Source organism: Streptomyces sp. NBC_00162 (assembly GCF_024611995.1).
Taxonomy (GTDB): domain Bacteria; phylum Actinomycetota; class Actinomycetes; order Streptomycetales; family Streptomycetaceae; genus Streptomyces.
In genome coordinates, this window is the sequence record NZ_CP102509.1 from 5,175,415 (window position 1) to 5,193,867 (window position 18,453).

An 18,453-nucleotide genomic window follows, 5' to 3' on the forward strand; every position below is an offset into this window, starting at 1 on the left:
GCCGCCCAGCGAGAGGCAGTAGCAACGCATGAGTACCCCGCCGCCCCCCAGCCAGCCGCCGTCCGGCGGCTTCGGCGCGCCGCAGGATCCTGCCCCGGGCGGGTTCGCCCCGCCCCCGCCGTCCATGCCCCCGGCGCCGCCGCAGCAGCCGCCCGCGCAGCCCGCGTACGGGTACCCGCAGCAGCCCGGAGCGGGCTACGGCTACCCGCAGCAGCCCGGCACGCCGCCGCCCTTCGGGCCGCCGACCACGCCGATGCACACCGCCCAGCCCCCGGCCGGCGGCTCGGGCGGCGGCGGCAACGACGTGCGCAATCAGCTGATGATCGTCGGCGCGGCCCTGCTGGCGATCGTCCTGATCGTCGGCGGCGGCTTCTGGTACGTCTCCGGCGACGGTGACGGCAAGAAGGACACCGCGGACGGAGGTCCCGCCAAGCCGGGCGACGACAAGGCCCAGGCGGGCGCGGGCGGTACCGAGAAGGTGCCCGCCAACACCAAGTCGAAGGTGCTGCTCAACCAGCCGAGCCCGACGCCGGAGGAGATGGTCCAGGTCCCCGGGTCCTGGCTGACCGACTCCACCTACGTCAAGTCCGATGTGTTCAAGATCGTCGGCTACAACCTCGTCGACGGCGGCAAGAAGTGGGAGGTGCCGCTCCCCGGTGAGATCTGCGGCGCCACCCCGCACGTCAGCGACAAGAAGTCGGCGGTGATCTTCCGGCCCACGAAGGCCACGCCGGAGGTCAAGTACCCGCCGTGCACCGAGGTCGGCGTCATCGACCTGGAAGCCGGCAAGCTCCTCTGGACCGGCAACGCCAAGAGCGCCACCAGCGGCGACAAGCCCGTGCAATACAACGAGGTCACCCTCAGCGGGCAGACGGTCGCCGCAGGCGGCACCTCGGGCGGCGCCGCCTGGAACCTCACCGACGGCAAGTCCCTGTGGCTGCCCAAGACGGACGCCGAAGGCTGCTACGACGCCGGCTACGCCGGCGGCGAGGCCCTCGCCGTCATGCGCAAGTGCGGCAAGAGCGGCAACCCGTCCCTGTACGCGCAGGTCCTCGACCCGGCCACCGGCGCGCCGCAGTCCTCGTACAAGCTCTCCGCGGGCATCGAATACGCCAGCATCGTCTCCACCAAGCCGCTGATCGTCGCCGCCGACGTCGGCAAGACCGCCAAGAACGCCAGCGGCGTGAGCGACCTCTTCGTCGTCGACGCCGCGGGCCAGCTGAAGGCGCGCATCTCGCTCTCCTCCGGCACCTTCGGCGGTGAGTGCGAGACCGAGGTCGAGCGGTGCTCCGGCATGGTCATCGGCAACGGCAAGCTCTACCTGCCCTCGTACGAGCACCAGGGGCAGGACCCGTACGGCAAGACCAACGAGCTGCTCTCCTTCGACCTGGAGACCGGCAAGCAGACCAACGACGCCGCCCTCGCGGGCGAGCGGCACAAGCTGTTCCCGCTGCGCATGGACGGGTCGAACATCATCGCCTACAAGGAGCCCCCTTACGACAAGGGCGGCCAGATCGTCAGCATCGACGGCAAGACGATGAAGGAAACCGTCCTGATGGAGAACCCGTCGGACAAGACGACCCAGCGCATCGAGACGGCCTACTTGGTCGGCCACCACGAGTACCGCTACCACAACGGCAAGCTCTTCATCGCCCGTGTGACGGTCAAGAAGCCGTACTCCGCCACGTCCGACCCTGAGTTCATCTTCAGCTCCTTCACCGCGAGCTGATCCGTCCGCCCGCGTCCACGAAGCCCCCGGAAGGTCCGCCTTCCGGGGGCTTCTGCGCGGTAACCCCCGCGCACCGTCGAACAAGCGTGTAGCTTGCCGGGGCAGAAGGGTCGGGGGTGGGTGCCGCAATGGGCGTACGGGTCGTGGTGGTCGACGAGCACCGGCTGCTGGCCGAGGCGCTTGCCTCGGCCCTGAAACTGCGCGGTCACCGGGTGCTCGCCGCTGCCGCCCCGGCCTCGGGAGCCGCCGAACTGGTCATCAGCCGCGCCCCGGAGGTCTGCCTCCTCGGCACCGCCGTCCCCGCCGAGCCCGGGGTGTTCGAACCCGTCGTCCGGATCAAGCGGGAGCGCCCGCAGATCGCCGTCGTCGTCCTCGGCCCGGTGCCCAGCCCGCGCGGGATCGCGGCCGCCTTCGCCGCGGGCGCCTCGGGGTACGTACGCCACGACGAGCGGATCGAGGGCGTGGAGCGGGCACTCGCCAAGGCCCGGGCGGGCGAGGTGGCGATCGCCCCGCAGCTGCTGCAGAGCGCCTTCGCGGAGCTGCTCAACCCCGCCGCCCAGCCCGACGACGAGGGCAGCCGGCTGCTGCGGCTGCTCACCCCGCGCGAGGTGGAGGTGCTGGTCCGGGTCGCGGAGGGCGAGGACACCCGGCTGATCGCCGCGGGCATGGCCATCGCGCCGAGCACCGCCCGTACGCATGTGCAGCGGGTGCTGATGAAGCTGGGCGTGGGCTCGCGGCTCGAGGCGGCCGCGCTGGCCGCCCGTACCGGCCTGCTGGACCGGGCGGCACCGGCGGGGGCCGGCCAGACGGTAGTTTGACGGCACGATCCAGCACGCGCGCGCACCCGCGTGTGCTCCCCCGCGAGAGGCAGTAGGCGAGTGAGCGAGACGGCGAAGCACAAGTACCTGGTAACCGGTGGCGCCGGATACGTCGGCAGCGTGGTCGCCGCCCACCTGCTGGAGGCGGGCCACGAGGTCACCGTCCTCGACGACCTCAGCACGGGCTTCCGCGTGGGGGTGCCGGCGGGTGCCACCTTCATCGAGGGCCGGATCCAGGACGCGGCCCGCCACCTGGACTCCTCCTACGACGCGGTGCTGCACTTCGCGGCCTCCTCGCAGGTCGGCGAGTCCGTGGTGAACCCGGGCAAGTACTGGGAGAACAACGTCGGCGGCACGCTCGCCCTGCTGGCCGCCATGCGGGAGGCGGGCGTGCACAAGCTGGTCTTCTCCTCCACCGCCGCCACCTACGGGGAGCCGACGGAGGGCCTGCTGACCGAGGCCTCGGTGACCGCGCCCACCAATCCGTACGGGGCCTCGAAGCTGGCCGTGGACCACATGATCGCGGGGGAGTGCGTGGCGCACGGCCTGGCCGCGGTGTCCCTGCGCTACTTCAACGTGGCGGGCGCGTACGGGGAGTTCGGCGAGCGGCACAGCCCCGAGACCCACCTGATCCCGCTGGTCCTCCAGGTGGCCCTGGGCGAACGCGAGTCGATCTCGGTGTTCGGCGAGGACTACCCGACCCCCGACGGCACCTGCGTGCGCGACTACATCCACGTCGCGGACCTGGCGGAGGCCCACCTGGCCGCGCTGGAGGCGGCCGCCGCCGGGGAGCACCTGATCTGCAACCTGGGCAACGGCAGCGGGTTCTCGGTCCGCGAGGTCGTCGAGACGGTCCGCAAGGTCACCGGACGGGAGATCCCCGAGGTCGTCGCCCCGCGCCGGGCGGGCGACCCGGCGGCGCTGGTCGCCTCGGCCAGGACGGCCCACGAGCGCCTCGGCTGGACTCCGAGCCGATCGGACCTCACCGGCATCATCACGGACGCGTGGAACTTCGCGCGGACGCACACCTCCTGAACCTTCCGAACCTCCGGAACATGCCCTTCCCACGCGCCCCCCGCACCTGCCCGGTGCGGGGGGCGCGCGCATGTCCGCGGTGCGCTGGCGCCGGGCGCTGCGCGCGGGCGCCCGGCGTGCACACGCCGGGTGAAATGCACACCGTGCAACTGCCCGTGGCACGCGCCGGTCAGGAAACCGCCAACCGAACCTTCGGTACGGGCGAAATCAAGCCACGATAAAGGCCATTCACTACGGCCGCGCCGGAAAATCCCCGGGAAAACTTCTGCTATTCGGCCAACCGTGAGCGGCACGGCGCCCTACGCTGATGCGTGACACCGGTGGGGGCCGGTGTTGATTCAGGGGTCGAGACAAGTCGGGTACGGCGTCCGGTCCGGGGTAGTGCAGAGATGTCACGGCGGCGGCCGAGGCAGCTGCGGATCACCCGGTCCGGGCGCCGTACCCGCCGTCGTCCGTTCCCCGACCCTTGGGGGTTTTGTGGTTCGTATCCGGGTTCTCGTGGTCGACGATCACCGCATCTTCGCCGAATCGCTCGCCGCCGCACTGGCGGCCGAGCCGGACGTGGACGTGTCCGCGGCCGGCAGTGGCCCCGCAGCACTGCGCTGCCTCGAACGCGCGGTGGCCGAGGGCCGCCGCTTCGACGTCATGCTGGTCGACGCCGATCTCGGCGCCGTCGCCGGGGGCGTGCCCGGCCAGCGGGAGCCGGGGTCCGCGTCCGGCCCACCGCCCGCCTCCGACGGGATCGCACTGGTCGCGGGGGTGCGTGTGTCCCACCCCGGGGTGCGCACGGTCGTGCTCGCCGAGCGGGACGACCCCCGGCGGGCAGCCCACGCCCTGCAGGCAGGGGCGTCCGGCTGGGTGGCGAAGGACTGCTCGCTCTCGCGGCTGCTGGCCGTCATCCGGGGGGTCCTGCGCGAGGAGACGCACCTGCCGCCCGCGCTGCTCACCGGGGTGCTCCGTGAGCTGACCGCCGCGCGAAAGCACCGTACGGACAGCGAACGGCTCGTCGAGTCGCTCACCCCGCGCGAACACGAGGTGCTGCGCTGCATGGTGGCGGGGCTGGGCCGCAAGGACGTGGCGGCGCGGCTGTTCCTGTCCCCGCACACCGTCCGCACCCACATGCAGAACGTGCTGGGCAAGCTCGGGGTGCACTCCACCCTCGCGGCGGTGGCCCTGGCCCGGCGGGCCGGCGTACGACCGGCCGACCTAGCCGGGGACGTTGTCGAACGGAGCGGTCAACTGGCGTAGCAGCGCGGCGAGATCGCCGCGCTGGATGCGCGAGAGCTGGGCCAGGATCGCCCGCTCCTGGGCCAGCAGCCCGGCGAGGGCCTGGTCGGCGCGGTCGCGGCCCTCGGGGGTCAGCCGCACCAGGACCCCGCGGCGGTCGCTGGGGTCGGGCAGCCGTTCGACGAGGCCCTTCTTGGCGAGCCGGTCGATCCGGTTGGTCATGGTCCCGGAGGTGACGAGGGTTTGGGTCAGCAGCTGGCCGGGCGAGAGCTGATAGGGCGCGCCGGCGCGGCGCAGGGACGTGAGGACGTCGAACTCCCACGGCTCCAGGCCGTGCTCGGAAAAGGCGAGCCGGCGAGCGCGGTCGAGGTGACGGGCGAGCCTGCTGACGCGGCTGAGCACCTCGAGCGGTTCCACGTCGAGGTCAGGGCGTTCCCGCCGCCATGCCGCTACAAGTCGGTCGACCTCGTCCTCCATGCGGATCAGTGTAAGGGGTCTGTCGACGTGAAGTCTCTTCATGTCATGCATCTCGAGATCAAGTATCTTGACGTCGAGATATAAATGCGGCGACCATGGGGCATGGAGGGGGCCGGAACTGATTCCGCTTCCGACCGCCCCGCCAGCAGGGAGGCTCGAACATGTATTCCGATACCACGCAGGCCGGGATCCCCACGGCCACCGCACCCTCCGCACCCACCTGGGACCCCCAGCAGTACCTCCGGCACGCCGGCCATCGCACACGGCCCTTCCTGGACCTGCTGACCCGCATACCCGAACTCCCCACCCGGCCCGCCCGCATCGCCGACCTCGGCTGCGGCCCCGGCAATGTCACCAGCCTTCTCGCCGACCGGTGGCCCGAGGCCCGCATCACCGGCTTCGACCTCTCGCCCGAGATGCTCCACCGCGCCACCAAGGAGTACGCCGGCCCCACCGCGGGCGGCGGCAACCTCGAGTTCCGGCACGGAGACCTCGGCACCTGGCTGCCCGAAGAGCCCTATGACCTGATCGTCTCCAACGCCGCCCTCCAGTGGGTCCCCAGCCACCCCGCCTCCTTCGGCGCCTGGATCAACGGCCTGCGCCCCGGCGGCACCTTCGCCTTCCAGATCCCCGGCAACTTCAATGCCCCCAGCCACGCCCTGCTCGCCGAGCTCTGCGACGCCCCACGCTGGCGGGCCCGGCTCGCCGGACACGGCGCCCGCTACATCCACCTGCTCGAACCCGCCGAATACCTCGCCCGGTTCACCGAGCTCGGCTGCGCCGTGGACGTCTGGGAGACCACCTACCACCAGATGCTCCACGGTCCCGACCCGGTGCTCGACTGGGTGAAGGGCACCGCGCTGCGGCCCGTCCTCACCGCGCTGGGAGACGACGACGACGCCGTGGACGCCTTCCTCACCGAATACCGCGACCGGCTGCGCGAGGCCTACCCGCCCGGCCCGCGCGGCACCGTCTTCCCGTTCCGCCGGATCTTCGCCGTCGCCCGCAAGGAGGTCTGACCGTGCTCACCGCAGTCGACCACGTCCAACTCGCCGCGCCGCCCGGGTCGGAGGACCGGCTCCGCGCGTACTACACAGATGTCCTCGGCATGACGGAGATTTCCAAACCGCCCCTCCTCGCCGCGCGCGGGGGCTGCTGGTTCGCCGCCGGACCCGTGCAGCTGCACCTCGGCGTCGAGTGGGGGTCCCCCCGGACGGAGTCTGGGGGAGGGTTCCGGCCCGCCCGCAAGGCCCACCCCGGGCTGCGGGTGACCGGCATCGATGCCTATGCGAAGAGACTGGAGGAACGCGGCGCCGAGGTCGTCTGGGACGACGGCCTGCCGGGCCACCGCCGCTTCTACTCGGAGGACCCGGTGGGCAACCGGCTCGAGTTCTTGGAACCTCACAGCCAGGAACCGCTCGGCTGACGCCGACCGTACGACGGCGCCCCGCCACCGGATCTCCGGTGACGGGGCGCCGTCGTACCGCGCGCGACGCGCGCGCACGGGTTCAGCTCTTGCGGCGGCCCACCAGCTGCGGCTTCGACTCCAGCCCGTCCAGCCCGTGCCAGGCCAGGTTGACCAGATGCGCCGCCACCTCCGCCTTCTTGGGACGGCGTACGTCCAGCCACCACTGGCCGGTCAGCGCCACCATCCCGACCAGCGCCTGCGCGTACAGCGGGGCCAGCTTCGGGTCGAAGCCCCGCGCCTTGAACTCCAGGCCCAGGATGTCCTCGACCTGCGTGGCGATGTCGCTGATCAGCGAGGCGAAGGTGCCGGTGGACTGGGCGACCGGGGAATCCCGTACGAGGATCCGGAAACCGTCCGTGTAGGACTCGATGTAGTCCAGCAGTGCGAACGCCGCCTGCTCCAGCAGCTCCCGCGGGTGCCCGGCCGTCAGCGCGCCCGTCACCCCGTCCAGCAGCTGGCGCATCTCCCGGTCCACGACGACCGCGTACAGGCCCTCCTTGCCGCCGAAGTGCTCGTACACCACCGGCTTGGACACCCCGGCCTTCGCCGCGATCTCCTCCACCGAGGTGCCCTCGAAGCCCTTCTCCGCGAACAGGGTCCGGCCGATGTCCAGCAGTTGCTGGCGCCGTTCCGCGCCCGTCATCCGCACCCGGCGGCCACGCCTGGGCTTGTCGCTGCTGGAATTACCGCCGTCGATCGCCACGCCCCCCATCATGCCGCGTTCGGCTCGTTTTCCCTGCGGCGGGCTTCGATGCGGTCCGCCGAGGGCCAGCGCACGTCCGAGGCCCAGCCCAGCTGCTCGAACCAGCGGATCAGGCGCGCACTGGAGTCGACCTGGCCGCGCAGCACCCCGTGCCGCGCCGAGGTCGGGTCGGCGTGGTGCAGGTTGTGCCAGGACTCCCCGCAGGACAGCACCGCCAGCCACCACACGTTGCCCGAGCGGTCACGCGACTTGAACGGCCGCTTGCCCACCGCGTGACAGATCGAGTTGATCGACCACGTCACGTGGTGCAGCAGCGCCACGCGCACCAGCGAGCCCCAGAAGAACGCGGTGAACGCGCCCCACCAGGACATCGTCACCAGACCGCCCACCAGCGGCGGGATCGCCAGCGAGACCATCGTCCAGAAGATGAAGTCGCGCGAGATCCGCCGGATCGCCGGATCCTTGATCAGGTCGGGGGCGTACTTCTGCTGATCGGTCTGCTCCTCGTCGAAGAGCCAGCCGATGTGCGCCCACCACAGGCCCTTCATCAGGGCCGGCAGCGTCTCGCCGAACCGCCACGGCGAATGCGGGTCGCCCTCGTGGTCCGAGTACTTGTGGTGCTTGCGGTGGTCGGCCACCCAGCGCACCAGCGGACCCTCCACCGCCATCGAACCCATCACGGCGAGGGCGATCCGCAGCGGCCGCTTCGCCTTGAAGGAACCGTGCGTGAAGTAGCGGTGGAAACCGATGGTGATCCCGTGGCAGGCCAGGAAGTACATGAAGACCATCAGGCCGAGGTCGAGCCAGCTCACCCCCCAGCCCCACGCCAGCGGGATCGCCGCCAGCAGCGCCAGGAAGGGAACGGTGATGAACAGCAGAAGGGCGATCTGCTCGATGGACCGCTTGTTCTCGCCGCCGAGTGTCGCGGACGGCGCAGATGTGTCGGAGGACGCGGCAGATGTGTCGGAGGACGCGGAGGCGTCCTCGATCAGATCGGGACTGGTGGTCATGGGGGTCCCCTGGGGGGTGAGAGATGTCGGCAGGCTCCCTGGCCACGGACCCTACGGACCCGTAACCTACGGCATCGTAAGTATGGCAAAGCCGGGTCCCGCGGCAAGAGGACCGCGCTGCCGGGGGCCGTGGCGGCCGCCCGAGCAGTTCACGAGCCGCCTGATGAGACATTTGCCCAGGCACGCGCATCGGACACCTATCCTGGTCCCGTCGGACAGCGCGGTCCGCACGGGCAGCCCGGGCTGTGATCAGGAGCGGCAGAGCCGCGCACAGTCGGGAGCCCACCGCCCAGTAGCGCTCGAACACTGCAAGGAGCCGCACCTGTGAGCAGTGCTGACCAGGCCCCCCTGGCCACCCAGCCGGCCGCCCCCGTCACCCCGGCCGCCACCGCCAACGCAGAGCTGCGCGCGGACATCCGCCGGCTCGGTGACCTCCTCGGCGAGACCCTCGTACGCCAGGAGGGCCAGGACCTCCTCGACCTCGTCGAACAAGTGCGCGCTCTGACGCGCACCGACGGCGAAGCCGCCGCCGCCCTGCTCGGCGACACCGACCTGGAGACCGCCGCCAAGCTGGTGCGCGCCTTCTCCACCTACTTCCACCTCGCCAACGTCACCGAGCAGGTGCACCGCGGCAAGGAACTGCGCGCCCACCGCGCCGCCGAGGGCGGGCTCCTCGCCCGCACCGCCGACATGCTCAAGGACGCCGACCCCGAGCACCTGCGCGCGACGGTCAAGAACCTCAACGTCCGCCCCGTCTTCACCGCGCACCCCACCGAGGCGGCCCGCCGCAGCGTCCTCAACAAGCTGCGCCGCATCGCCGCCCTGCTGGAGGAGCCCGTCACCGGCGCCGGCGACCGCCGCCGCCACGACCTGCGCCTCGCCGAGAACATCGACCTCGTCTGGCAGACCGACGAGCTGCGCGTGGTCCGCCCCGAGCCCGCCGACGAGGCCCGCAACGCCATCTACTACCTCGACGAGCTGCACGCCGGCGCGGTGGGCGACGTACTCGAGGACCTGGCCGCCGAGCTCCAGCGCGTCGGCGTCGAGCTCCCCGCCGGGACGCGCCCGCTCACCTTCGGCACCTGGATCGGCGGCGACCGCGACGGCAACCCCAACGTCACGCCCGACGTCACCCGGGACGTGCTGATCCTCCAGCACGAGCACGGCATCACCGACGCCCTCGAGCTCATCGACTTCCTGCGCGGGCTGCTGTCGAACTCCATCCGCTACACCGGCGCCACCGAGGAACTCCTCGCCTCCCTCCAGGCCGACCTCGAACGCCTCCCCGAGATCAGCCCGCGCTACAAGCGGCTGAACGCCGAGGAGCCGTACCGCCTGAAGGCGACCTGCATCCGGCAGAAGCTCGTCAACACCCGCGCGCGCCTCGCCAAGGGCACCCCCCACGAGGAAGGCCGCGACTACCTCGGCACCGCCGAGCTGCTCACCGACCTCACCCTCATCCAGACCTCCCTGCGCGAGCACCGCGGCGCCCTGTTCGCCGACGGCCGCATGGACCGCACCATCCGCACCCTGGCCGCCTTCGGCCTGCAGCTCGCCACCATGGACGTACGCGAGCACGCGGACGCCCACCACCACGCGCTCGGGCAGCTCTTCGACCGGCTCGGCGAGGAGTCCTGGCGCTACGCGGACATGCCCCGCGACTATCGCCGTAAGCTCCTCGCCAAGGAGCTGCGCTCGCGCCGTCCGCTGGCCCCCACCCCCGCGCCCCTCGACGCCGCCGGACAGAAGACCCTCGGCGTGTTCCTCGCCATCAAGGACGCCTTCGAGAAGTTCGGCCCCGAGGTCATCGAGTCCTACATCATCTCGATGTGCCAGGGCGCCGACGACGTCTTCGCCGCCGCCGTCCTGGCCCGCGAGGCCGGACTCATCGACCTGCACGGCGGCTGGGCCAAGATCGGCATCGTCCCGCTCCTGGAGACCACCGACGAGCTCAAGGCCGCCGACGTCATCCTCGACGAGATGCTCGCCGACCCCTCCTACCGGCGCCTCGTCTCCCTGCGCGGCGACGTCCAGGAGGTCATGCTCGGCTACTCCGACTCCTCCAAGTTCGGCGGCATCACCACCTCCCAGTGGGAGATCCACCGTGCCCAGCGCCGGCTGCGCGACGTAGCCCACCGCTACGGGGTGCGGCTGCGCCTCTTCCACGGCCGCGGCGGCACCGTCGGCCGCGGCGGCGGCCCCTCCCACGACGCGATCCTCGCCCAGCCCTGGGGCACCCTGGAGGGCGAGATCAAGGTCACCGAGCAGGGCGAGGTGATCTCCGACAAGTACCTGGTGCCGTCGCTGGCCCGGGAGAACCTCGAACTGACCGTCGCGGCCACCCTGCAGGCTTCCGCCCTGCACACCGCCCCCCGCCAGTCCGACGAGGCCCTCTCCCGCTGGGACGCGGCCATGGACACCGTCTCGGACGCCGCGCACGCCGCGTACCGCGCGCTCGTCGAGGACCCGGACCTGCCGGCGTACTTCTTCGCCGCCACCCCGGTCGACCAGCTCGCCGACCTGCACCTGGGCTCCCGCCCCTCGCGCCGCCCCGACTCCGGCGCCGGCCTCGACGGCCTGCGGGCCATCCCGTGGGTCTTCGGCTGGACCCAGTCCCGCCAGATCGTCCCCGGCTGGTACGGGGTCGGCTCGGGCCTCAAGGCCCTGCGCGAGGCCGGCCAGGACGGCGTCCTCACCGAGATGGGCGAGCGCTGGCACTTCTTCCGCAACTTCCTGTCCAACGTCGAGATGACGCTGGCCAAGACGGACCTGCGGATCGCCCGCCACTACGTCGACACCCTCGTACCCGACGACCTCAAGCACGTCTTCGCCCGCATCGAGGCCGAGCACGAGCTGACCGTCCGCGAGGTCCTGCGCATCACCGGCGGCGAGAAGCTCCTGGACTCCCACCCGGTGCTCCAGCAGACCTTCGCCGTCCGCGACGCCTACCTGGACCCGATCTCCTACCTCCAGGTCTCGCTGCTGGCCCGTCAGCGCGCCGCGGCCGCCCGCGGCGAGGACGCGGACCCGCTGCTCGCCCGCGCCCTGCTGCTCACGGTCAACGGCGTGGCCGCGGGCCTGCGCAACACCGGCTGACACCGAGCCCCGGTATCCGTGTCCGTCACCCTTCGGGATGACGGACACGGATCCGGAGCCGGACGTGTCCGTCAGCCTCTGACCGACTACGAGTTGTAGGCCGACTGCGCGCGCTCCAGGCCCTCCTGGATCAGGCACTCCACCGAGTCGGCGGCCCGGTCCACGAACCAGTCCAGCTCCTTGCGTTCGGTGGAGGAGAAGTCCTTCAGCACGAAGTCCGCGACCTGCATCCGGCCCGGCGGCCGGCCGATGCCGCAGCGCACGCGGTGGTAGTCCGGACCCATCGACTTCGTCATCGACTTCAGCCCGTTGTGGCCGTTGTCCCCGCCGCCCAGCTTCAGCCGCAGGGTCGGGTAGTCGATGTCCAGCTCGTCGTGGATCGCGACGATCCGGTCGAGCGGAACCTTGTAGAAGTCGCGCAGCGCCGTCACCGGGCCGCCGGACAGGTTCATGTACGTCATCGGCTTGGCCAGGACCACCCGGCGGTTGGCCGGTCCCGGCGGGCCCATGCGGCCCTCGACCACCTGGGCCCGGGCCTTGTGCGCCTTGAACTTCCCCCGGATCCGGTCCGCCAGCAGGTCGGCCACCATGAATCCGATGTTGTGGCGGTTGCCCGCGTACTCCGGTCCCGGGTTGCCGAGGCCGACGATCAGCCAGGGCGCCGCGTCGTCCGACATCAAAAGCTCCTTAAGCCCGTATACGAAGACGACCGCCGTCCCGCTCCAGTGGAGCCGGACGGCGGTCGGTCAGCAACTGCTGAGGGGGAAGGGCGAGGCTCAGGCCTCGGTGCCCTCGGCGGCCTCGGCGGCCGGCTCCTCGGCCTGCGGGGCCACGACCTGCAGGACGGCGATGTCGCCGTCGACAGCCAGGGTGGTGCCCGCCGGGAGGACCAGGTCCTTGGCGTGGATGGTGGCGCCGGCCTCGAGGCCCGCGATGGAGACGGTGACCTCGGTCGGGATGTGGGTGGCCTCGGCCTCGACGGAGATGGTGTTCTGGAGGGTCTCCAGCATGTTGCCGCCGACGGCCAGCTCGCCCTCGGTGACGATCGCGACGTCGACGGTGACCTTCTCGCCCTTCTTGACGATCAGGAAGTCGACGTGGGAGATCGAGCGCTTCAGCGGGTGCTTCTGCACGGCCTTCGGGATGACCAGCTCGTTGCCCTCGCCCGCGATGTCCAGGGAGATCAGGACGTTCGGGGTACGAAGCGCCAGCTGCAGGGCGTGGGCGTCGACGTTGACGTGCTTCGGGTCGGTGCCGTGGCCGTAGATGACGGCGGGGGTCAGGGCGTCACGACGGGCCTGACGGGCAGAGCCCTTGCCGAACTCGGTGCGGACCTTGGCGGAAAGCTTGATCTCGGACATGCTCACTCCTCGTGGGGTGACGGAAATGGACGACAGTCACCCGGCCGGAACGGCCTGCTACGAAGAGCGCGTCGATAACGGAGTGCCCGCACATGAAAGTGCGGCCTCCCTCGCCGAGCAACTCGATGAGTCTACCCGGCGGGGAGGCCGCCCTTCAAAACGATCTACTGTGACGCTTACCGCTGCTCTTCTACTGCTGCTCTTCGAACAGGCTGGTGACCGAGCCGTCTTCGAAGACCTCGCGCACGGCGCGCGCGATCATCGGGGCGATCGACAGCACCGTGATCTTGTCGAGCTCCAGGTCGGACGGGTCCGGCAGGGTGTTCGTGAAGACGAACTCGCTGACCTTGGAGTTCTTCAGGCGGTCGGCGGCCGGGCCCGACAGGATGCCGTGCGTGGCCGTCACGATGACGTCCTCCGCGCCGTGCGCGAACAGCGCGTCGGCGGCGGCGCAGATGGTGCCACCGGTGTCGATCATGTCGTCGACCAGGACACAGACGCGGCCCCGGACCTCACCGACGACCTCGTGGACGGTCACCTGGTTGGCGACGTCCTTGTCGCGGCGCTTGTGCACGATCGCCAGCGGCGCGTCCAGACGGTCGCACCAGCGGTCGGCCACGCGCACGCGGCCGGCGTCCGGGGAGACGATCGTCAGCTTGGAGCGGTCCACCTTGGCGCCGACGTAGTCCGCGAGGACCGACAGGGCCGAGAGGTGGTCGACCGGGCCGTCGAAGAAGCCCTGGATCTGGTCCGTGTGCAGGTCGACCGTGAGGATGCGGTCCGCACCCGCGGTCTTCAGCAGATCGGCGACCAGGCGGGCCGAGATCGGCTCGCGGCCCTTGTGCTTCTTGTCCTGGCGGGCGTACCCGTAGGACGGGACGATCACGGTGATGGAGCGTGCCGACGCGCGCTTGAGCGCGTCGATCATGATCAGCTGCTCCATGATCCACTTGTTGATCGGAGCCGTGTGGCTCTGGATCAGGAAGCAGTCCGCGCCACGAGCCGACTCCTGGAAGCGGACGTAGATCTCACCGTTCGCGAAGTCGAAAGCCTTGGTCGGCACGAGGCCGACTCCCAGCTGGTGCGCGACCTCCTCGGCCAGCTCGGGGTGGGCGCGGCCGGAGAAGAGCATCAGCTTCTTCTCGCCGGTCGTCTTGATCCCGGTCACAGCACTGTCTCCTCAGACGTGTTGAAAGCTGCTCGCCCCCGTGTGCGTCCGTCCCGCACACGGTGAGCCAGCCGAATTGCGTGCACCTATCACGGTACGCCGTCCCTGACGTACCCGTTTCCGGTCAGTTCACCTCAACGGCTGTCGGAGTCCACCTGGACCGCCGACTGAGCCGCCGTCGCGGCAGCGCTTCCCGGACGCTTGCGGGCCACCCAGCCCTCGATATTCCGCTGCTGGCCACGGGCCACGGCCAGCGCACCGGGCGGTACGTCCTTCGTGATCACGGACCCGGCGGCCGTGTAGGCCCCGTCCCCGATGGTGACGGGCGCCACAAACATGTTGTCCGAGCCCGTCTTACAGTGCGAGCCGACGGTGGTGTGGTGCTTGTGTTCACCGTCGTAGTTCACGAAGACGCTCGCCGCGCCGATGTTGGTGTACTCGCCGATCGTCGCGTCGCCCACGTACGACAGGTGGGGCACCTTGGTGCCCTCGCCGATCGTCGCGTTCTTCATCTCTACGTACGTGCCGGCCTTGGCCTTCGCGCCGAGGACCGTGCCGGGGCGCAGGTACGCGAACGGGCCCACGGACGCCGAGTCGCCGATCACCGCGCCGTCGGCCACCGTGTTGTCCACCCGTGCCCCCGCGCCCACCCGGGTGTCCTTCAGGCGGGTGTTGGGGCCGACCTCGGCCCCTTCGGCGACGTGGGTGGCACCGAGGAGCTGCGTCCCCGGGTGGATCAGGGCGTCCTGTCCGAAGGTGACGGTGACGTCCACGAACGTGCTGGCGGGGTCGACGACCGTCACGCCCGCGAGCATGGCCCGTTCCAGCAGCCGCGCGTTCAGCAGGGCGCGGGCCTCGGCGAGCTGGACGCGGTTGTTGATCCCGAGGATCTGGCGGTGGTCGCTGCCGACGGCCGCGCCGACCCGGTGGCCGGCCTCGCGCAGGATCCCCAGCACGTCGGTGAGGTACTCCTCGCCCTGGCTGTTGTCGGTGCGCACCTTGCCGAGGGCGTCGGCGAGCAGGGCGCCGTCGAAGGCGAAGACGCCGGAGTTGATCTCGCGGATGGCGCGCTGGGAGTCGGTGGCGTCCTTGTGCTCGACGATGGCCGTCACGGCGCCGCCGGCGTCGCGCACGATCCGCCCGTAGCCGGTGGAGTCCGGCACCTCGGCGGTGAGCACGGTGACGGCGTTGCCGTCGGCCTCGTGGGTCGCCGCGAGCTGCTCGAGGGTTTCGCCGGTCAGCAGCGGGGTGTCGCCGCAGACGACGATCACGGTGCCGCCGACGACCCCGCCGAGCTCTTCGAGGGCCATCCGGACGGCGTGCCCGGTGCCGTTCTGCTCGTGCTGGACGGCCGTGCGCACACCGGCGTCGATCGCGGCGAGGTGTGCGGTGACCTGCTCGCGGGCGTGCCCGACGACCACGACGAGGTGGGCGGGGTCCAGCTCACGGGAGGCGGCGACGACGTGACCGACGAGCGAGCGCCCGGAGATCTCGTGCAGAACCTTGGGAGTGGCCGACTTCATGCGGGTGCCTTCACCCGCTGCGAGTACGACGACGGCTGCCGGGCGGTTGGCGCTCACGGGGATGCCCTTCGGCTTCGGGGGTGGACCCGTGAAGGATACCGGGGGCCCAATGCCCCCAAACGAACGCGGGTCCCGACCGGAGGTCAGGACCCGAATGTCTGCGAAGCTCCCCTGTCAGGACTCGAACCCGAACATAAGGCACCAAAAGCCTCAGTGCTGCCAATTACACCACAGGGGATAGCAAGTCAGGCTCAATCGGACATTTCGCGATGCCGATCAAGCTGGCCGTCCCTACTATGCCGCACCACCTGCCCTCACCGCGACGGTACTCGTCCCCGCCGTTTCGGCGTCGGGAATTCACGGGGCGGCCGAGAGGGCCGCCCGTACGCTGGACGGCATGACCAGTACGGGGGATGTGGAAGGCCGCGCTGGGCCGCCGTTGTGGTGGGGGCGCCGGCGGGACTTCGTGGGGGATGTGGTGCTCGGCGGGCTGTCCGCCGTCGAGTGTGCGTGGGAGGGCGTGGCCTTCGCGCGCGAGGCCGGGGTGCCGGTTGCGGCCGGGGTGCTGTTCGGGTTCCTGGTGGGGGCCGTGCTCCTGGTGCGGCGGCGCTGGCCGATCGCCGTGGTGCTGGTCGGGATCGCCGTGGCGCCCGCCGCGATGGGGTTCCTGCTCGGGGTGGTGGGCCTGTACACGCTGGCCTCCTCGGAGGTGCCCCGGCGGATCACAGGCACGCTGGCCTCGATGTCGCTGGTCGCGACCTTCGTGGTGATGTACCTGCGCACCCGGGGGGACGCGGACGAGCAGACGCTGGTGATCTCGCTGTCCGTCTTCGTGGCGGTGGCGCTGACCGTGCCGCCGGTGCTGTTCGGGCTGTACATCGGGGCCCGGCGACGGCTGATGGAGAGCCTCCAGGAACGGGCGGACTCGCTGGAGCGGGAGCTGTCGCTGCTGGCGGACCGGGCCGAGGAGCGGGCCGAGTGGGCCCGTAAGGAGGAGCGCACCCGGATCGCGCGGGAGATGCACGACGTCGTGGCGCACCGGGTGTCCCTGATGGTGGTGCACGCGGCCGCGCTGGAGGCGATCGCGGCCAAGGACCCGGCGCGGGCCGCGAAGAACGCCGCCCTGGTGGGGGACATGGGCCGGCAGGCGCTGACGGAGCTGCGGGAGATGCTCGGCGTGCTCAGGGCCGCCGAGAAGCCGGCGAGGCCCGCCGCCCTGGCCGCCGCGCTGGTGGCTCGCCCGGCTACCGCTGGGTACCCCCACGTGGGGAGCTTCGAGGACGGGCCCTCGCTCGAGGAGCTGGAGGCGCTGGTCGGGCAGTCGCGGGCGGCCGGGATGGCCGTGGAGATGCTGGTGCACGGCGAGGGGGCGGTGTACGCGGCGGAGGTGGAGCAGACCGCGTACCGCGTGGTGCAGGAGGCGCTCACCAACTGCCACAAGCACGCTCCCGGCGCGCGGGTGACGGTACGGCTCGCGCACCGGGACGGGGAGGTGGCCATGCAGGTGGAGAACGGGCCCTGCGACGGGAAGGCCGCCGAGCCCGGCCTGCCGAGCGGGGGCAACGGGCTGGTCGGGATGCGGGAGCGCGTGCTGGGGCTGGGCGGGGTGTTCGTGTCCGGGCCGACCGACGGGGGCGGCTTCAAGGTGTCGGCGGTGCTCCCCGCCGGTTAGCCGCCCGGCCGCCCGGCCCTCAGCCGGTGGTCAGGCGGGTCGGCTGGAGGCCGGTGAGGAGCAGGGTCAGGGCCTCGTCGATGCCCGCACCGAGGTACCAGTCGCCCGTGTGGTCGATGCCGTACACGCGGCCTTCGCGGTCGAGGGCCAGGTGCGAGCCTCCGTCGGCCTCGACGCCGAGGGGGCAGAGCTGCGTGGACAGGGCACGGCCCAGGTCGGCGAAGGTGCGGGCCAGGTGCAGTCCGGTCAGCGGGTCGAGCCGGACCGTGACGGGCGCTATCTGCCGGCCGGGGCCGGGCGCGCCGACCGTGAGGCCGCCGAATTCGGCCCAGGCCTCCACGGCGGCGGGGAACACGGTGTGCCGGTGCCCGGCGGGAGTGGTGTGGTCGCGGAGCGCGTCGGCCCAGAACTCGGCCTGCTTGATGTCCCAGCGGCCGGGCTCCCAGCCGGCGGTGCGCAGGGCGGAGTCCACGGCGACGGGGAAGCGGGTCGTCGAGGAGCGGTCGTAGGAGGCTGAGGCGGTGGTCATGGCTACTCGGAGGGGGTGAGGTCGACGGGGCGTACGCCGAAGTGGGCGAGGAGTGCGTCGCAGGACCGGCAGGGGGGTGCGTAGCTGCCGTGGAGGGGGTCGCCGTCCTCGCGGATGCGCCGGGCGGTGATCTTCGCGTGCTTGAGGGAGCGGCGGGCTTCGCTCGGGGAGAGGGGCTTGCGGGAGGCGCGCCGGGAGCGGGCGCCCTCCACGGCGGCCAGGTGACGGGAGAGCAGGATCGCCTCCGGACATCGGCCGGTGAAACGTTCGCGCTGGCCGCTGGTCAGCGTGTCGAGGAAGTCCTGTACGAGAGGGTGGAGCACGGGCGGCTGGTCGGCCTTGCCGGCGGTGCCGGTCAGGGTTTCGCCGCGTACGGAGAGGGCGGCGGCGACGGTGGGGAGGATGCCGTCGCGGCGGAAGCGCAGGACGGGCACGGCCGGGCGGCCGTCGGTGCTGCTCCAGCGCAGGCGGGGGTCGCCTGCCGGGCCGCCCGCTTCGGGAGCGGTTCCTGACGGCCCGGAGGTTTCCGGGCTTGCCGGGCCCGCCTGGCCTCCCGGGGTGGCATCGCCCGGATCTGTGCGTGTTGCCGTGTTCTGCATGGTCGTGCTTTCCCTCCCGTGGCGGCGGTGGTGGCCGC

General features: G+C 71.4%; 17 protein-coding genes and 1 tRNA gene. 8 read left to right on the forward strand and 10 right to left on the reverse strand.

Going from position 1 to position 18,453, the window contains the following annotated elements:
- The first annotated feature begins 28 nt into the window (after positions 1 to 28).
- The 4 genes from JIW86_RS24190 (at position 29) to JIW86_RS24205 (ending at position 4,830) form a co-directional block, all read left to right on the forward strand.
- Positions 29 to 1,729, forward strand: a complete 1,701-nt coding sequence (locus JIW86_RS24190) for a PQQ-like beta-propeller repeat protein (RefSeq protein WP_257555966.1) — start codon at positions 29 to 31, stop codon at positions 1,727 to 1,729.
- 128 nt (positions 1,730 to 1,857) lie between these two features.
- The gene (locus tag JIW86_RS24195) at positions 1,858 to 2,547 is read left to right on the forward strand and encodes a response regulator transcription factor (protein ID WP_215144766.1); all 690 of its coding nucleotides are present in this window, start codon (positions 1,858 to 1,860) and stop codon (positions 2,545 to 2,547) included.
- Positions 2,548 to 2,607: 60 nt separating this feature from the next.
- Positions 2,608 to 3,582, forward strand: a complete 975-nt coding sequence (galE, locus tag JIW86_RS24200) for a UDP-glucose 4-epimerase GalE (protein WP_257555968.1) — start codon at positions 2,608 to 2,610, stop codon at positions 3,580 to 3,582.
- A 477-nt stretch (positions 3,583 to 4,059) separates the two neighbouring features.
- Positions 4,060 to 4,830: a response regulator transcription factor gene (locus tag JIW86_RS24205; protein ID WP_215144724.1), complete on the forward strand. Its 771-nt coding sequence runs from the start codon at positions 4,060 to 4,062 to the stop codon at positions 4,828 to 4,830.
- On the opposite strand, the gene JIW86_RS24210 is transcribed toward JIW86_RS24205, so the two are convergent.
- On the reverse strand, positions 4,789 to 5,286 hold the full coding sequence (locus tag JIW86_RS24210; protein ID WP_215144726.1) for a MarR family winged helix-turn-helix transcriptional regulator: 498 nt from the start codon (positions 5,284 to 5,286) through the stop codon (positions 4,789 to 4,791). The genes JIW86_RS24205 and JIW86_RS24210 overlap by 42 nt on opposite strands.
- Positions 5,287 to 5,447: 161 nt before the next feature.
- On the opposite strand from JIW86_RS24210, the gene JIW86_RS24215 reads away from it, so the two are divergent.
- Positions 5,448 to 6,305 carry a trans-aconitate 2-methyltransferase gene (locus JIW86_RS24215; protein ID WP_257555971.1) on the forward strand — a complete coding sequence of 286 codons (858 nt, stop codon included), beginning with the start codon at positions 5,448 to 5,450 and terminating at the stop codon, positions 6,303 to 6,305.
- Positions 6,306 to 6,307: 2 nt separating this feature from the next.
- Positions 6,308 to 6,712, forward strand: coding sequence for a VOC family protein (locus JIW86_RS24220; RefSeq protein WP_257555973.1), 405 nt, complete (start codon positions 6,308 to 6,310; stop codon positions 6,710 to 6,712).
- Positions 6,713 to 6,794: 82 nt separating this feature from the next.
- Here JIW86_RS24220 and JIW86_RS24225 read toward each other — a convergent pair whose 3' ends face one another.
- Complete coding sequence (locus tag JIW86_RS24225) at positions 6,795 to 7,469, reverse strand: TetR family transcriptional regulator (RefSeq protein WP_386186608.1); 675 nt, start codon at positions 7,467 to 7,469, stop codon at positions 6,795 to 6,797.
- Positions 7,466 to 8,467 (reverse strand): acyl-CoA desaturase, encoded by a 1,002-nt coding sequence (locus JIW86_RS24230; RefSeq protein WP_257555975.1) that lies wholly within the window; start codon positions 8,465 to 8,467, stop codon positions 7,466 to 7,468. The genes JIW86_RS24225 and JIW86_RS24230 overlap by 4 nt, the downstream gene beginning before the upstream one ends.
- A 324-nt stretch (positions 8,468 to 8,791) precedes the next feature.
- Between JIW86_RS24230 and ppc the strand changes: the two genes are divergently transcribed.
- Positions 8,792 to 11,563, forward strand: a complete 2,772-nt coding sequence (ppc, locus tag JIW86_RS24235; RefSeq protein WP_374199276.1) for a phosphoenolpyruvate carboxylase — start codon at positions 8,792 to 8,794, stop codon at positions 11,561 to 11,563.
- A gap of 86 nt (positions 11,564 to 11,649) precedes the next feature.
- Here the strand turns inward: ppc and pth are convergent, their stop codons facing one another.
- From pth to JIW86_RS24260, 5 genes are all read right to left on the reverse strand, one after another.
- Complete coding sequence (gene pth, locus JIW86_RS24240; RefSeq protein ID WP_215144736.1) at positions 11,650 to 12,240, reverse strand: aminoacyl-tRNA hydrolase; 591 nt, start codon at positions 12,238 to 12,240, stop codon at positions 11,650 to 11,652.
- A 99-nt stretch (positions 12,241 to 12,339) separates the two neighbouring features.
- The gene (locus JIW86_RS24245) at positions 12,340 to 12,924 is read right to left on the reverse strand and encodes a 50S ribosomal protein L25/general stress protein Ctc (RefSeq protein ID WP_257555977.1); all 585 of its coding nucleotides are present in this window, start codon (positions 12,922 to 12,924) and stop codon (positions 12,340 to 12,342) included.
- A gap of 190 nt (positions 12,925 to 13,114) precedes the next feature.
- Positions 13,115 to 14,092 carry a ribose-phosphate diphosphokinase gene (locus JIW86_RS24250; RefSeq protein WP_215144740.1) on the reverse strand — a complete coding sequence of 326 codons (978 nt, stop codon included), beginning with the start codon at positions 14,090 to 14,092 and terminating at the stop codon, positions 13,115 to 13,117.
- Between the two features lie 134 nt (positions 14,093 to 14,226).
- Entirely contained in the window at positions 14,227 to 15,672 is a 1,446-nt protein-coding gene (glmU, locus tag JIW86_RS24255; protein WP_257555980.1) for a bifunctional UDP-N-acetylglucosamine diphosphorylase/glucosamine-1-phosphate N-acetyltransferase GlmU, read from the reverse strand.
- A gap of 109 nt (positions 15,673 to 15,781) precedes the next feature.
- Positions 15,782 to 15,853, reverse strand: a tRNA-Gln gene (locus tag JIW86_RS24260).
- 159 nt (positions 15,854 to 16,012) lie between these two features.
- Between JIW86_RS24260 and JIW86_RS24265 the strand changes: the two genes are divergently transcribed.
- Entirely contained in the window at positions 16,013 to 17,287 is a 1,275-nt protein-coding gene (locus tag JIW86_RS24265) for a sensor histidine kinase (protein WP_257555982.1), read from the forward strand.
- A gap of 19 nt (positions 17,288 to 17,306) precedes the next feature.
- Here JIW86_RS24265 and JIW86_RS24270 read toward each other — a convergent pair whose 3' ends face one another.
- Both JIW86_RS24270 and JIW86_RS24275 read right to left on the reverse strand, forming a co-directional pair.
- Entirely contained in the window at positions 17,307 to 17,816 is a 510-nt protein-coding gene (locus tag JIW86_RS24270; protein WP_257555984.1) for an SUKH-3 domain-containing protein, read from the reverse strand.
- Positions 17,817 to 17,818: 2 nt separating this feature from the next.
- Complete coding sequence (locus tag JIW86_RS24275; RefSeq protein WP_257555986.1) at positions 17,819 to 18,415, reverse strand: YwqJ-related putative deaminase; 597 nt, start codon at positions 18,413 to 18,415, stop codon at positions 17,819 to 17,821.
- Positions 18,416 to 18,453 lie beyond the last annotated feature (38 nt).

What these genes read in the sequence shown, in the direction of transcription:
- JIW86_RS24230 (WP_257555975.1), bottom strand. Translation starts at nt 8,467, where the DNA reads ATGACCACCAGTCCCGATCTGATCGAGGACGCCTCCGCGTCCTCCGAC.
- JIW86_RS24215 (WP_257555971.1), top strand. Translation starts at nt 5,448, where the DNA reads ATGTATTCCGATACCACGCAGGCCGGGATCCCCACGGCCACCGCACCC.
- JIW86_RS24270 (WP_257555984.1), bottom strand. Translation starts at nt 17,816, where the DNA reads ATGACCACCGCCTCAGCCTCCTACGACCGCTCCTCGACGACCCGCTTC.
- JIW86_RS24275 (WP_257555986.1), bottom strand. Translation starts at nt 18,415, where the DNA reads ATGCAGAACACGGCAACACGCACAGATCCGGGCGATGCCACCCCGGGA.
- pth (WP_215144736.1), bottom strand. Translation starts at nt 12,240, where the DNA reads ATGTCGGACGACGCGGCGCCCTGGCTGATCGTCGGCCTCGGCAACCCG.
- JIW86_RS24210 (WP_215144726.1), bottom strand. Translation starts at nt 5,286, where the DNA reads ATGGAGGACGAGGTCGACCGACTTGTAGCGGCATGGCGGCGGGAACGC.
- JIW86_RS24190 (WP_257555966.1), top strand. Translation starts at nt 29, where the DNA reads ATGAGTACCCCGCCGCCCCCCAGCCAGCCGCCGTCCGGCGGCTTCGGC.
- JIW86_RS24265 (WP_257555982.1), top strand. Translation starts at nt 16,013, where the DNA reads ATGACCAGTACGGGGGATGTGGAAGGCCGCGCTGGGCCGCCGTTGTGG.
- JIW86_RS24195 (WP_215144766.1), top strand. Translation starts at nt 1,858, where the DNA reads ATGGGCGTACGGGTCGTGGTGGTCGACGAGCACCGGCTGCTGGCCGAG.
- JIW86_RS24225 (WP_386186608.1), bottom strand. Translation starts at nt 7,469, where the DNA reads ATGATGGGGGGCGTGGCGATCGACGGCGGTAATTCCAGCAGCGACAAG.
- JIW86_RS24245 (WP_257555977.1), bottom strand. Translation starts at nt 12,924, where the DNA reads ATGTCCGAGATCAAGCTTTCCGCCAAGGTCCGCACCGAGTTCGGCAAG.